Origin of the sequence: Streptomyces sp. NPDC102360 (genome assembly GCF_044766085.1) — a bacterium.
GTDB lineage: Bacteria > Actinomycetota > Actinomycetes > Streptomycetales > Streptomycetaceae > Streptomyces.
Genome location: NZ_JBIWLG010000012.1, coordinates 202,427 through 215,914 on the forward strand (window position 1 = coordinate 202,427; position 13,488 = coordinate 215,914).

Annotated in this window: 11 protein-coding genes; 6 read left to right on the forward strand and 5 right to left on the reverse strand. The window is 72.1% G+C overall.

Annotated elements, in window-relative coordinates:
- The first annotated feature begins 9 nt into the window (after positions 1–9).
- Together ACIRHA_RS35165 and ACIRHA_RS35170 are read left to right on the forward strand one after the other, a co-directional pair.
- A complete protein-coding gene (locus ACIRHA_RS35165) occupies positions 10–417 on the forward strand; it encodes an ATP-binding protein (protein ID WP_403854299.1) in 408 nt (135 codons plus the stop codon).
- 2 nt (positions 418–419) lie between these two features.
- Positions 420–1,325: a hypothetical protein gene (locus tag ACIRHA_RS35170; protein ID WP_403854301.1), complete on the forward strand. Its 906-nt coding sequence runs from the start codon at positions 420–422 to the stop codon at positions 1,323–1,325.
- 3 nt (positions 1,326–1,328) lie between these two features.
- On the opposite strand, the gene ACIRHA_RS35175 is transcribed toward ACIRHA_RS35170, so the two are convergent.
- The 5 genes from ACIRHA_RS35175 to ACIRHA_RS35195 form a co-directional block, all read right to left on the reverse strand.
- Positions 1,329–1,964 carry a class F sortase gene (locus ACIRHA_RS35175; RefSeq protein WP_403854372.1) on the reverse strand — a complete coding sequence of 212 codons (636 nt, stop codon included), beginning with the start codon at positions 1,962–1,964 and terminating at the stop codon, positions 1,329–1,331.
- Between the two features lie 87 nt (positions 1,965–2,051).
- A complete protein-coding gene (locus tag ACIRHA_RS35180) occupies positions 2,052–2,603 on the reverse strand; it encodes a hypothetical protein (protein ID WP_403854303.1) in 552 nt (183 codons plus the stop codon).
- Between the two features lie 228 nt (positions 2,604–2,831).
- Positions 2,832–4,385 carry a M4 family metallopeptidase gene (locus ACIRHA_RS35185; protein ID WP_403854305.1) on the reverse strand — a complete coding sequence of 518 codons (1,554 nt, stop codon included), beginning with the start codon at positions 4,383–4,385 and terminating at the stop codon, positions 2,832–2,834.
- A gap of 211 nt (positions 4,386–4,596) precedes the next feature.
- The gene (locus ACIRHA_RS35190) at positions 4,597–6,696 is read right to left on the reverse strand and encodes a molybdopterin oxidoreductase family protein (protein WP_403854307.1); all 2,100 of its coding nucleotides are present in this window, start codon (positions 6,694–6,696) and stop codon (positions 4,597–4,599) included.
- A gap of 80 nt (positions 6,697–6,776) precedes the next feature.
- Positions 6,777–7,448: a vancomycin high temperature exclusion protein gene (locus tag ACIRHA_RS35195; RefSeq protein WP_403854309.1), complete on the reverse strand. Its 672-nt coding sequence runs from the start codon at positions 7,446–7,448 to the stop codon at positions 6,777–6,779.
- Positions 7,449–7,915: 467 nt separating this feature from the next.
- On the opposite strand from ACIRHA_RS35195, the gene ACIRHA_RS35200 reads away from it, so the two are divergent.
- From ACIRHA_RS35200 to dnaG, 4 genes are all read left to right on the forward strand, one after another.
- The gene (locus ACIRHA_RS35200) at positions 7,916–8,794 is read left to right on the forward strand and encodes a sirohydrochlorin chelatase (protein ID WP_403854374.1); all 879 of its coding nucleotides are present in this window, start codon (positions 7,916–7,918) and stop codon (positions 8,792–8,794) included.
- A gap of 46 nt (positions 8,795–8,840) precedes the next feature.
- Positions 8,841–10,181, forward strand: coding sequence for a deoxyguanosinetriphosphate triphosphohydrolase (locus tag ACIRHA_RS35205; protein WP_403854311.1), 1,341 nt, complete (start codon positions 8,841–8,843; stop codon positions 10,179–10,181).
- A 78-nt stretch (positions 10,182–10,259) separates the two neighbouring features.
- The gene (locus ACIRHA_RS35210; protein ID WP_403854313.1) at positions 10,260–11,525 is read left to right on the forward strand and encodes an NAD(P)/FAD-dependent oxidoreductase; all 1,266 of its coding nucleotides are present in this window, start codon (positions 10,260–10,262) and stop codon (positions 11,523–11,525) included.
- Positions 11,526–11,559: 34 nt separating this feature from the next.
- Positions 11,560–13,464 carry a DNA primase gene (gene dnaG / locus ACIRHA_RS35215; RefSeq protein WP_403854315.1) on the forward strand — a complete coding sequence of 635 codons (1,905 nt, stop codon included), beginning with the start codon at positions 11,560–11,562 and terminating at the stop codon, positions 13,462–13,464.
- The last annotated feature ends 24 nt before the right edge of the window (positions 13,465–13,488 follow it).

A 13,488-nucleotide genomic window follows, 5' to 3' on the forward strand; every position in this document is an offset into this window, starting at 1 on the left:
TGATGCCCCATGCCCGAAACCGAACCGTGGGAGTACAGCCTCTACATCCCCAACGACCCCCGCGCCGTACCGATCTGCCGCCGCACCCTGCGACTGATCCTCACCATGCACGGCCTGATCCGCCTGGCGGATGTCGCGGAGCTGCTCGTCGCCGAGCTGGTCGGCAACGCCGTGCGGCACACGAAGGGGCCGGCGGCGTTGCGGTTGCGCTGCGCGGGCGGGGTGCTGCGCCTCGGTGCGTGGGACACCGACCCCGAGCCACCGGAGCCACCGGGAGCGAACGCGTCGGGTGCCGAGGCGGAGGAGGGGCGGGGCCTCGTGCTCGTACGGGCCTGCGCCGATGGGTGGGGCTGGCACCCGCTGGGGCACGGGGCGAACCGGGGCAAGTACGTGTGGTGCGAACTGGCGGCGGCGTAACGATGGTCAGCTCCTCGCACGAGACGATGCACCACTTTTTCCGCAAGGAAACGGCGATGATGGTGCGCAACTTCCAGCGCCTGTTCCACGTGCCGTTTCCGGAGGCGCGTGACATCGCGGTACTCGATACGGACCTCACCGAGATCGATCCGGTGGAGCGCAGAGTGGACACCCTGATGCGGGTGGACACCGATGAGGGCAACTTCCTGTTCGCCTATGAGGCGCAGGGCAAGAAGGACGAGAAGAAGCCCGCGAGTTGGGCCTACTACGTGGCCCACCTGTACGCGAAGTACCAGTTGCAGCCCGTGCTGTTCGTGCTCACGCAGAGCCGTGCGACGGCGCGTTGGGCGGCGCAGCCCATCCGGCTGGGCCTGTCCGAGTTCCCGACGGCCGTGGTGCGTCCGCTGGTCCTCGGGCCCGACAACGTCCCGTTGATCACGGACGAGAAGCAGGCGATGGAGGACCCGTCGCTCGCCGTCTTCTCGGCGATCGTCCACGCCCGCGGCAAGCGCTGCGCTGACATACTGGACATGCTCGCGCGGGTCCTGGACACCATCGACCCCGACAGTGCGGCGATGTTCGCGCAGTTCGTGGAGTCGGGTCTGGCAAGCAAGCAGGCGAGAGACATCTGGAGGAACCTGATGGCAACGAAGAACTACTTCTTCCGGAACCCCGTCGCCGAGGGCCTGCGCGAAGAGGGGCGCGAGGAAGGCCGAGAGGAAGGCCGAGAGGAAGGCCGCATCGAGGATCGGGCCGAGATGACCCTGCGGATTCTGGAGTGGCGGGGCATTCCCGTGCCCGACGACGTTCGTGAACGCGTGATGGCGTGCACGGACGGCGACCAGTTGACGGTATGGGCCGAGCGGGCCGTGCATGTGTCGGAGGCCCAGGGACTGTTCACCGGTTGAGGGCTAAGGGCGGCTTCCGGTGAGGTGGGCGAACACGACCACGTTCCCCTGGTAGCCCGTCTTGCGGGAGTACGGGCCGCCGCACGTGATCACCCGGAGTTCGGGGCGGCGGGACGTGCCGTAGACCTTTGTGTCGGGGAAGTGTTGCGCGTCGTAGACCTCGACCGCGTCCACCGTGAACACCGCCACCGAACCGTCCCGCCGCGCCACCTCGATGGTGCGGCCGCGCTTCAGGGAGCCCAGGGCGTAGAAGACGGACGGGCCGCGCGCGTTGTCGACGTGGCCCGCGACCACCGCCGTACCCGTCTCGCCGGGCTTGGTGCCCGACTCGTACCAGCCCGCGAGGTTCTTCCGGTCGGCCGGAGGTACGTCGAGGCTGCCGGAGCGGGTCAGGGCGAGGCCCATCAGCGGGGCGTCCACCCCGATCGACGGGATGCGGACGCGGTCCGGCGGGGACGGGGCCAGGGGAGCGGCGGCGGGCGCTTCGCGTGCCCGGTCGACGTGGGCCTGCGCGGCGGACGGCTGGGGCGGCGGGTGACCCTCCGTCCCGCCGGCCAGGAGCCAGGCGCCGGCGGCGAGGGCCAGGGCGGTGGTCGCTCCCATGGCGGCGTTCAAGCGGTTCGTGGCGCGAATGCGCATGCCGGGGCGCTCGGGATTGCGCATGGGGTTGGGGGGCCTCGCAGATCTTCGAGGGGCGGGCGGGGATGCGGGGGAGCTGCCCCAGGTTCAGAGACGGTCGCCGCGTGCCCTGCGGTGCAGCAGCCACGTGCCGCCCGCCGCGGCCAGCGCAAGTGCCGCCACTCCCGTCGAAGTCCGCGTCGGTTCGGGACCGAGTGCGCCACCGACGCCCGTGTCCACGTGGCCCTTGGGAAGCTGGGCCACGGACGCGCCCGAGCCGGTCACGGAGACGATGAGGTCACCCGTCACCTCGGGACCGCCCGCGCACCTCGCGACGATCTCGTACGTCCCCGGCTGCGCGGACACCGGGACCCGGAACCGCCCCGTGGCGTTCGGCGCGGCCGGGGCGCCCGTGTCCGGCGCCAGCGTGAACGTGCCCGCGCCGACCGCGCTGGCGTCACCCGTCGCCGTGTCGCTCGCGGCGCACGCGGTGGTGTCCACCGTGACCCGGTCGCCCGGGGAGGCCGTCGCCGGGTAGACCTCCAGGCCCCCCTGCGCGGCGGTCGCGGGGGCGCCGACGGCGAGTACTGCCGTGGCGGCCGCGGTGGTGAGGAACGCCGCCGCGGCCAGCGGTCGGCCCATGCCCCTGCGCACGCGCATCGTCCAAGCTCCTTCGCGGGCGTCGGGCGCGCCCTGCCAAGGTCGAGACAAGTACCAGTTGCGGCGGGCCGCCTCCTGATGTGACGTCAGGAGGCCTGCCAAAGCCCCTTTCCTGACGGTCCGACGGGTACGTTCCAGCAGGTCACCGGCGTGCCCGCCGGAAAGTGCCCAAGGAGAGCGGGGAGGCGTGCGACCGGGTGACGGAGCTGGCACGCGAGTGATGCCCCATCAGTTCACGGACACCGCCGACCAGGTGGCCGCCACCGCCGCGTACTCCTTGCCGCCCGACCCGTACAGGTCCTTGGCCGCCTTCAGCGTCGCCGTGCGCGCGCCCTTGTAGTCCGTCGACGACGTCATGTAGACGGTCAGCGCCCGGTACCAGATCTTGCCGAGCTTCTCCTTGCCGATCCCGGCGAGCTTCGACTTGTCGCACGTGGGGCTGTCGTTCCGGACGCCGCCGACCGTCTTCGGGCCGCTGCCCTCCGCGAGCAGATACGCGAAGTGGTTCGCGACGCCGGAGGAGTAGTGCACGTCGAGGCCGGCGACGTTCTTGTTCCAGCAGTCCGCCGACTTCCCGTCCCGGCTCGGCTTGTCCATGTAGCGCAGGGCCGAGGTCTTTCCGTCCGCTCCGGGCTTGACGATCTTCTCGCCGATGAGCCAGTCGCCGGGGTCGGAGGCGTTGTTCGCGTGGAACTCGACGAGCGTGCCGAAGATGTCCGAGGTGGCTTCGTTGAGGCCGCCGGACTCGCCGGAGTAGGTGAGGGCCGCGGTGGACGAGGTCACGCCGTGGGACATCTCGTGGCCCGTGACGTCGAGGGCGACCAGCGGGCCGAACGTCTTGCCGTCGCCGTCCCCGTACGTCATGCAGAAGCAGTTGTCGTCCCAGAAGGCGTTGTTGTAGTCCTTCCCGTAGTGGACGCGGTTGTACGAGCCCTTGCCGTCGTCGGCTATGCCTATTCGGCCGTGGACGTCCTTGTAGTAGTCCCAGGTCTGGTCCGTGCCGTACTGGGCGTCCACGGCGGCCGTGCTCCGGTCCGCCGCCTTTCCGGTGCCCCAGTGGTTGTCGGCGTCCGTGTAGACCTTGGCGGGGGCGCGCTCCAGGCAGATGCCGAGGACGCAGGTGTCGGTCTTGTTGCCCGCGTCGCCGGTGTAGGTGTTGCCGCGAGTGGCGTCGTTCAGCTGGTAGCCGCCGGAGGAGGCGCGGGTGGTGGTGAGGGGGACGGTGCCGGAGTAGAGGGATCGGCCGTCGCCCGTGGCGCTTTCGAGGCTGTTCCAGGAGTCGATCGTCGCGCCGGTGGTGGCGTCGGTGAGGACCGTACGGGCCGTGGGGTTGCCGAGTGGGTCCTTCGCCGCGGCCGTCGTCCGCCAGGCCAGCTTGGGGCTGCCGTGCAGCGCGTCCACGACGAGCTGCGGCTTGGCCTTGAGGCTGCGGAGCAGAGTGCCGGGGTTGACGTCCCGCAGGAGCGTCGTGGCGAGGTCCGCGGCCTTGGGAGCGGAGAGGCGGGGTGTGGTGCTGGGGACGGAGACGCTGCCGGGGACGGCGCGGTCGGTGCCCTCGTACGTGCCGTCCGCCGCCTCGTGGACGACGAAGTCTCCGCCGAGGACGGGGAGTTGGCCGTACGTACGGTCGTAGCGGATGTGCCGGGCCCCGTCGGGGTCGGTGATCACGTCCCGTACCGAGGTGGCCTCGGCGGAGGCGGGGGCCGCCGTCGCGGCGGGGGCGAGGGCGAGGGTGGCGGCGAGGAGGGTGGCCAGGGTGGTGATGGTCCGTACGGGTCTCATCAGGCGGCTCCGTGGGGACGGTGAGGCGACCGGCAAATTCCTGACACTGATTCAGTTTTAGGGGGCCATGACAAGCGGAGTCCATGGATCCACGGTGTCGGAGCTGTGAAGGAGTGGCCAGGGGTGACCAGGTCCCGCGCCTCAAACGCCGGCGGGGCTCAAAAGATCGGGGCTCCGCCCCGGACCCCGCCTCCTCAAACGCCGGAGGGGCTTACTTGACCCGCTCCACCCGTACCGCGCACACCTTGAATTCCGGCATGCGGGACGTCGGGTCGAGGGCCGGGTTCGTCAGCGTGTTGGCCCGCCCCGCCCCCGGCCAGTGGAACGGCATGAAGAGGGTGTCCGGCCGGATCGTGGAGGTGACGCGGGCCGGGGCCTCGACCCGGCCGCGGCGCGACGTCACCGCGACCGCGTCGCCCTGCGTGATCCCGAGCCGCCCGGCCAACCGCGGATGCAGCTCCACGAATGCCTCGGGAGCCGCCTTGTTGAGCTCCGGCACGCGCCGCGTCTGGGCCCCGGACTGGTACTGGGCCACGACCCGCCCCGTCGTCAGATACAGCGGATACTCCGCATCCGGCTCCTCCGCCGCGGGCCGGTGCGACACGGGCACGAACCGCGCCCGCCCGTCCTCCGTGGCGAACCGTTCGAGGAAGAGCCGCGGCGTACCGGTGCCGTCGGCGTCGGCGGCCGCGTCGTCCGAGGACCACGGCCAGAAGACGCCCTCGCCCTCGGCCAGCCGGTCGTAGCTGATGCCGGAGTAGTCCGCGGGCCCGCCCGCCGACGCCCGCCGCAACTCGTCGAACACCTCCCGCGCGTCCGTCGGGAAACCCTTCTCCAGGCCGGGCGCGAGCCGAGCCGCCAGCTCCTGCAGCACGTACAGATCCGTACGCACCCCCGAAGGGGGTGTCAGGGCGCGCTGCCGCAGCAGCACCCTTCCCTCCAGATTCGTCACCGTGCCGGTCTCCTCGGCCCACTGCGTCACCGGCAGGACCACATCGGCCAGTTCGGCGGTCTCGGAGAGGACGACATCGGCGACGGCCAGGAAGTCGAGCGAGCGGATCCGGGACTCGACATGCGCCGCCCGCGGCGCGGAGACCACCGGATTCGAGCCCATCAGCAGCAGCGCCCTGATGTCACCGCCCAGCGCGTCCAGCAGCTCGTACGCCGACCGTCCCGGACCGGGCAGCGCGTCCGGCTCCACACCCCAGACCTCCGCCACATGCGCCCGGGCCGCCGGATCCGTGAGCTTGCGGTAGCCGGGCAGCTGGTCCGCCTTCTGGCCGTGTTCGCGGCCGCCCTGCCCGTTGCCCTGGCCGGTCAGACACCCGTAGCCGGAGAACGGGCGGCCCGGCCGGCCGGTCGCGAGCGCCAGGTTGATCCACGCGCCCACCGTGTCCGTGCCCTTGGACTGCTGCTCGGGCCCGCGCGCGGTGAGGACCATCGCCCGCTCGGCGGCCGTGAACATGCGGACCGCCTCGCGCAGTTGGGGCACCGGCACACCCGTGACCCGCTCCACGTGCTCCGGCCAGTGCGCCATCACCGCCGACCGGGCCTCCGCCCAGCCCTGCGTACGCTCCCGTACGTACTCCTCGTCCACGCGGCCGTCCGCCACCACCAGGTGCAGCATCCCGAGCGCGAGCGCCAGGTCCGTGCCGGGGCGGGGTGCCAGGTGCAGGTCCGCCTGGTCCGCGGTGCGGGTGCGGCGGGGGTCGATCACGATCAACGTGCCGCCGTTGGCCTTGAGTTCCGAGAGGTACCGCAGTGCGGGCGGCATGGTCTCGGCGAGGTTCGAGCCGACCAGGATCACGCATCCGGTACGCGGAATGTCCTCCAGCGGGAACGGCAGCCCCCGGTCCAGGCCGAAGGCCTTCTGCCCGGCGGCCGCCGCCGACGACATGCAGAACCGGCCGTTGTAGTCGATCTGCGACGTGCCGAGCACGATGCGGGCGAACTTGCCGAGCGCGTACGCCTTCTCGTTCGTCAGGCCGCCACCGCCGAACACGCCGCAGGCGTCCGCTCCGTGTCCGGCACGCGCGCGTGCCAGCCCGTCCGCGACCCTGTCAAGAGCCTCCTCCCAGGAGGCGGGTGTCAGCTCACCGGTGACGGGGCTGCGCACGAGCGGCTCCGTGAGCCGCACCTGGGAGGAGAGCACGGACGCGGCGCTCTGCCCCTTGCCGCACAGCGCACCCTGGTTGACCGGGAAGTCCGCGCGGCCCTCGACCGTGGGGGCCTCGCTGCCGGGCAGCACGTTCATGCCGCACTGCAGGGCGCAGTACGGGCAGTGGGTGGGCGTCGCCGTGGTGTTGAGCATGCACTTGAGGGTGCGGCGGGTGTGTTGCCGGTCGGCGCGCCTGGAGGTTACGTAGCCGGAACGAGCATCTCCCGGCCGTCCTACGGACGGCGTGAGGTCGCGGCCAGGGCCTCGCGCACGCCCTTCTCCTCGGGCCCCAGGAAGTGCGGATCCGGGCGCACTGCCACGTCGAGCGCCGCCTTCCCCGCCGCGAGCGTCTCGCGCGCCCCGCCCGCGTACCAGGTCACGTCGTGCGGTTCGGCGACCCCGACCCCGTACGAGGAGACGCCCGCGGCCTCGCACAGCGCCACCGCGCGCCGCGCGTGGAAGTCCTGGGTGACCAGTACGGCCCGGTCGACGCCGAAGATCTTCTTCGCGCGGACGCAGGAGTCCCAGGTGTCGAAGCCCGCGTAGTCGCTGACGACGGCCCGGGACGGTACCCCGTGGCGGGTCAGGTACGCGCGCATGGCGTCCGGTTCGTCGTACTCCTCGCGGCTGTTGTCGCCCGTGACGAGGAGGACGTGGACCTTTCCGGCGCGGTACAGCTCCGCTGCGGCGTCGAGGCGGTGGGCCAGGTACGGGGAGGGTTCGCCGTTCCAGAGGCCTGCGCCGAATACGACGGCTACGTCGGTGGGCGGGGCGTTTTCGACTGTACGCAGCCGGTCCCCGGTGGACAGGTGCAGCCAGGTCGCCGGCAGCAAGGCCAGTACGCAGGTGGCCATGGCTGTTTGCACGGCCCTGCGCTGGGCCCTCCGGGTGCGTGGCAGATGCATCTGGGCCCCCTGGGCAGTCGGTCGCGTACGGGCGCGCCCTAAGACGCCTCCGCCACCCGGACGGTTCACGCCCCCGCCGCCCACGCCTCGGGGCTCCGCCCCGGACCCCGCGCCTCAAACGCCGGCGGGGCTGGAAAGATCGGGGCTCTGCCCCGGACCCCGCTGGCTCTCGTCGAAAGTGCGGGGCTTGAAAGGCCTGCTCAATCGCCGCAGGGGCTTGATGTGGCCGCCACCGCCTTGGGCAATCTGCCGCCTTGGGCGGCAGGGTGGGCAAGGCGGCACCCCGGTGCCGCGCAACGATGACGGCAGGCGTCGGCCACGGTGCCGGTACACCGCACGGCCGGGGCGCGCTCACCGGGCCCCGGCCCGCCCCGTGAACCCCCGGCAACCAGTCGTCACCGCTACGCAACAGCCCGGCAACCCCCGCCCGGCACGATCTGTTCATGACGGACGAGTCGTACGGCCCCATGGACCACGGCACGACCTACCTGGATCACACAGTCGGCACGGCGGGACTCCTCACCATGATCAGCGACCAGCTCGGCAGCAGGCTCAGCCACGTGTCCCCGCTGCGCGGGTACGGGCGCCGGCAGCCGCCCGCCCTGGTGCTCGTGGCGCACGGCAGCCGCGACCCACGGGCCCTGGCCACCGTCTCCGAACTCGTCGAGCGGATACGCGAGCGACGCCCCGGCCTCACCGTCCGCCTCGGCCACATCGAACTCAACGAGCCGCTGCTGAGCGACACCCTCGCCGCGCTTCCCGCCGGCCGCGCCGTTCTCGTGCCGCTGCTCCTCTCCCGCGGCCACCACGTCAAGCACGACCTGCCGCGGGCCGCCGACGCCGCCGAACACCTGCTCACCCGCGTCGCCGACCCCCTCGGCCCGCACCCGCTGCTCGTCGAGGCCCTCCACGACCGGCTCGTCGAGGCCGGCTGGCCGGAGCGGGCCACCGACCGGGACCGCCGCCGCAGCGGAGTCGTCCTCGCCGCCGCCGGCTCCCGCGACCCCCGCGCCGCCCAGGACATTCGTGCCGCCGCCGGTCTCCTCGCCGACCGCCTCGGCGTCCCCGTCGTCCCCGGATACGCCTCCGCCACCGCCCCCGACGTCGCCACCGCCGCCCGGTCCCTCGCCGCACACGGCCGCGACCGGATCGCCGTCGCCTCGTACTTCACCGCCCCCGGCCGCTTCGCCACGGAGACCGCCGCGGCCGCGCCCGGCATCGCCGCCGCCCCGCTCGGCACCCACCCGTCCCTGGCCCGCCTCGTCCTGCACCGCTACGACCGGGCGCCGGCCACGACGGCGTACGCCACAGAGGCGGACACGATGGCGCGGACCGCGTCCGTCTGAGCCGTCCAGGGCCCCGGTTGTCGGTGGTCGCCCGTACTGTCGGGCCATGGAAGACAGCGTAGGCAGCGACACGTACGACGAGGCGGCGGCCGAGCGCTGGGCCCCCGAGCCCGACAAGCGCCCGGGGCGCACGGCGTTCCAGCGCGACCGCGCCAGGGTGCTGCACTCGTCGGCGCTGCGCCGCCTCGCGGGCAAGACGCAGGTCGTCACGCCGGGCACCCGCAGCAGGCACTGGGACGCGAGCCCGCGCACCCGGCTCACGCACTCCCTCGAATGCGCCCAGGTGGGGCGGGAGTTGGGCGCCGCGCTCGGCTGCGACCCCGACCTCGTCGAGACCGCCTGCCTCTCGCACGACCTGGGCCACCCGCCCTTCGGGCACAACGGCGAACAGGCGCTCAACGAGGTGGCGCAGGACTGCGGCGGCTTCGAGGGCAACGCCCAGTCGCTGCGCCTGCTCACCCGCATCGAGCCCAAGCGCTTCGTGCGCGACGACAGTTCCGGCGAGCTGACCAGCGTGGGCCTGAACCTGACACGGGCGGCGCTCGACGCCGCGACGAAGTACCCGTGGGGGCGCGGCGAGCACCCCAGCGACCCCGAGTCGCACAAATTCGGGGTCTACGAGGACGACCGGCCGGTCTTCGACTGGATCAGAAGGACGTCACCCGGCCACCGCACCTGCTTCGAGGCACAGGTCATGGACTGGTCGGACGACGTGGCGTACTCCGTGCACGACCTCGAAGACGGCCTGCACGCGGGCCACTTGGACCCGAACGTGCTGCACGCCGAGCCCGAGCGCGCCGACATCTTCGCGGTCGCCATCGGGCGCTACGTCCCCGAGGGCACGGATCCCGCCGAGCTCTCCGCCGCCCTCGACCGCCTCCTCGACCAGGAGTGGTGGCCGCACGGCTACGACGGGACGGCGGTCGCCCAGGCCCGGCTCAAGGACGCGACCAGCCAGCTCATCGGGCGTCTCTGCCTCGCCGCCGAGGGCGCGACACGCGCGAGACACGGATCGGGCCGTTTGACACGCTACGCGGCGGAGCTCGTGGTGCCGCGCGCCGCCCGGTACGAGTGCGCGGTGCTCAAGGCGGTCGCCGACCGGTATGTGATGCAGCGCCCCCAGCAGGAGCGGCTCCGGGCCGATCAGCGCATCGTGGTCGCCGAGTTGGCGCAGGCGCTGACCTCCCGCGCGCCCGAAGGACTCGACCCGCAGTTCCGCGCCCTGTTCGACACCGCGCCCGACGACCGCGCGAAGAAGCGGGTGATCGTCGACCAGATCGCCTCGCTGACCGACGCCTCGGCCCGCTCACTTCACGCGCGGCTTACCGGCGGCGGGCATCATCGGGAAGGAGACGCGACCACTGGGCGTGACGAAAAGATGCCCTGATCGGGCCACGCCCCCTTCCCGCATTACGCTGCGTGCGGGACGCTCGCATATGACGGCATGGCAATGAGGAGGCATCAAGTGGTCGACGCGGACCAGACGTTCGTCATCGTCGGGGGAGGGCTCGCCGGAGCCAAGACCGCCGAGACACTTCGCGCGGAGGGCTTCACCGGCCGGGTGATCCTCATCGGTGACGAACGGGACCACCCGTACGAACGGCCGCCCTTGTCGAAGGGCTACCTCCAGGGCAAGGAGGAGCGCGACAGCGTCTTCGTCCACGAACCGGCCTGGTACGCGAGCAACGACATCGAGCTGCACCTCGGGCAGACGGTCACCACGATCGACCGCGCGGACAAGACGGTGCGGCTCGGCGAGGGCACCGTCGTCCGCTACGACAAGCTGCTGCTCGCCACCGGCGCTGAGCCGCGCCGCCTCGACATCCCCGGCACGCACCTCGCGGGCGTCCACCACCTGCGCCGCCTCGCCCACGCCGAGCGACTGAAGGGCGTGCTGGCCTCGCTCGGCAGGGACAACGGACACCTGGTGATCGCCGGCGCCGGCTGGATCGGCCTGGAGGTCGCGGCGACCGCCCGTGAGTACGGCGCGGAGGTCACCATCGTCGAGCCCGAGGCGACGCCGCTGCACTCCGTGCTCGGTCCCGAGCTCGGCCAGATCTTCGCCGAGCTGCACGGCGACCACGGCGTCCGCTTCCACTTCGGCGCCAGGCTCACCGAGATCACCGGCCAGGACGGCATGGTCCTCGCCGCCCTCACCGACGACGGCGAGGAGCACCCGGCGCACGACGTGCTGGCCGCGATCGGCGCCGCCCCGCGCACCGCGCTCGCCGAGGCGGCGGGCCTCGACCTCGCCGACCGGGCGCACGGCGGCGGCATCGCCGTGGACGCGACGCTGCGCACCTCCGACCCCGACATCTACGCCGCGGGCGACGTGGCGGCGGTCCAGCACCCGCTCTTCGACGACCGGCTGCGCGTCGAACACTGGGCGAACGCGCTGAACGGCGGGCCGGCCGCGGCCCGCGCCATGCTCGGCAAGGACGTCTCCTACGACCGCGTGCCGTACTTCTTCTCCGACCAGTACGACCTGGGCCTGGAGTACTCGGGCTGGGCGCCCCCGGGCTCGTACGACCAGGTGGTGCTGCGCGGGGACGCGGGCAAGCGCGAGTTCATCGCGTTCTGGCTGAAGGACGGGCAGGTCCTCGCGGGGATGAACGTGAATGTGTGGGACGTCACGGAGCCGATCCAGCGGCTGATCAGGTCAGGGGCGAAGCCCGGCGTCGAGCGCCTCTCGGACCCCTCGGTCCCGCTGAGTGATCTTCTGGAGCCGTGATGGGACTGTCAGTCCGTCCCCGTAGACTTGCCGCGTGGCAGGCAGGATCAATGACGAGGACGTGAAGGCGGTTCGGGACGCGGTCCCGATCGACGCCGTGGTCTCCGAGTACCTGCAGCTGCGCAACGCGGGCGGCGGAAACCTCAAGGGTCTGTGCCCGTTCCACGACGAGAAGTCCCCGTCCTTCCAGGTCAGCCCGAGTAAGGGCCTGTTCCACTGCTTCGGCTGCCAGGAGGGCGGCGACACCATCACATTCGTGATGAAGGTCGACCACCTCTCCTTCTCCGAAGTGGTGGAGCGCCTCGCCGGTCAGGCGGGCATCACGCTGCGCTACGAGGAGGGCGGGTACAACCCCACCCACCAGCGCGGCGAGCGCATCCGCCTGGTCGAGGCGCACAAGGTCGCCGCGCAGTTCTACGTCGACCAGCTGGAGTCACCCGAGGCCGAGATCGGCCGCAAGTTCCTTGCCGAGCGCGGCTTCGACCAGGCGGCGGCCCAGCACTTCGGCGTCGGGTACAGCCCGGCGGGCTGGGAGCACCTCACCCGCTTCCTGCGCGGCAAGGGCTTCAGCGACAAGGAGATCCTGCTCTCCGGCCTCTCGCAGGAGGGTAACCGCGGCCCCATCGACCGTTTCCGCGGACGGCTCATGTGGCCGATCCGCGACATCGGCGGCGACGTCGTCGGCTTCGGCGCCCGCCGTCTGCGCGAGGACGACAACGGACCGAAGTACCTGAACACGCCCGAGACGCCGATCTACCGCAAGTCGCAGGTCCTGTACGGGATCGATCTCGCGAAGAAGGACATCGCCAAGTCCTCCCGCGCGGTCGTCGTCGAGGGGTACACGGACGTGATGGCCTGCCACCTGGCCGGCGTCACCACCGCCGTCGCCACCTGTGGCACGGCGTTCGGCGGCGACCACATCAAGATCCTCCGCCGGCTCCTCATGGACAACGGCTCGGCGCGCGTGATCTTCACCTTCGACGGCGACGCGGCGGGCCAGAAGGCCGCCCTGCGCGCTTTCGAGGACGACCAGAAGTTCGCCGCCGAGACGTACATCGCGATCGCGCCGGACAACATGGACCCGTGCGACCTGCGCCTCGCCAAGGGCGACGACGCGGTCTCGGACCTGGTCGAACCCCGCACGCCGCTCTTCGAGTTCGCCCTCCGCCAGATCGTGAGCCGCTACGACCTGGAGACCCCGGCGGGCCGCGCCTCCGCGCTCGACGAGGCGGCACCCGTCGTCGCCCGCATCAAGAACAGCGCCTCGCAGCACGAGGTCGCGGTCCAGCTCGCCGGCATGCTCGGCATCCTCGACACCCAGTTCGTGGTCAAGCGGGTGGGGCAGCTCGCCCGCTGGGCCCGCGAGCGCGGTGGCCGCGGGCCCGCGCCCGCCGCCGGGCGCGGTGGTCCGCAGGCCGGCCCCGCCGCCTCGGCCCGCCCCTTCGGCGGACCGGCGCTCACCCTGCGCAACCCGGTGTTCACGACCGAACGCGAACTGCTCAAACTCGCGCTGCAGTACCCACAGTTGGTGTCCCCGGCCTTCGACGCGTACGGCGTCGACGAGTTCACGGCCGACCCGTATGCCGCCGTCCGCCAGGCCATCATGGACGCGGGCGGCGCCGAGCAGGGCGTCCACGACCCGCAGGAGTACCTGATCGCGGTGCGCGCGGCGGCGCCCGACGACGCGGTGCGGGCGATGGTCACGGAGCTCGCCGTCGAGGCCATCCGCCGCAAGACCGTCGACGAGGCGTACGCGGGGGAGCAGCTGGTGACCGTGCGCAAGCGCGCCGTCGACCGCCGCATCCGTGACGTCCAGGGCACGCTCACCCGCCTCGGCGCGGGCGGCGACCCTCACCAACTGGCCGCGGTACAGAACGAGTTGTGGGTGCTCCAGCAGTACGGCCAAGCGCTCCACGAGCGGGGCGCGGAAGCCCTGTAGCCGCGCCGTCCCTCGGCCACGGGG

Bases quoted from the DNA above. Each gene is read 5' to 3' on its own strand.
- ACIRHA_RS35165 (WP_403854299.1), top strand. From the start codon at position 10: ATGCCCGAAACCGAACCGTGGGAGTACAGCCTCTACATCCCCAACGAC.
- ACIRHA_RS35170 (WP_403854301.1), top strand. From the start codon at position 420: ATGGTCAGCTCCTCGCACGAGACGATGCACCACTTTTTCCGCAAGGAA.
- ACIRHA_RS35175 (WP_403854372.1), bottom strand. From the start codon at position 1,964: ATGCGCATTCGCGCCACGAACCGCTTGAACGCCGCCATGGGAGCGACC.
- ACIRHA_RS35180 (WP_403854303.1), bottom strand. From the start codon at position 2,603: ATGCGCGTGCGCAGGGGCATGGGCCGACCGCTGGCCGCGGCGGCGTTC.
- ACIRHA_RS35185 (WP_403854305.1), bottom strand. From the start codon at position 4,385: ATGAGACCCGTACGGACCATCACCACCCTGGCCACCCTCCTCGCCGCC.
- ACIRHA_RS35190 (WP_403854307.1), bottom strand. From the start codon at position 6,696: ATGCTCAACACCACGGCGACGCCCACCCACTGCCCGTACTGCGCCCTG.
- ACIRHA_RS35195 (WP_403854309.1), bottom strand. From the start codon at position 7,448: ATGCATCTGCCACGCACCCGGAGGGCCCAGCGCAGGGCCGTGCAAACA.
- ACIRHA_RS35200 (WP_403854374.1), top strand. From the start codon at position 7,916: ATGGACCACGGCACGACCTACCTGGATCACACAGTCGGCACGGCGGGA.
- ACIRHA_RS35205 (WP_403854311.1), top strand. From the start codon at position 8,841: ATGGAAGACAGCGTAGGCAGCGACACGTACGACGAGGCGGCGGCCGAG.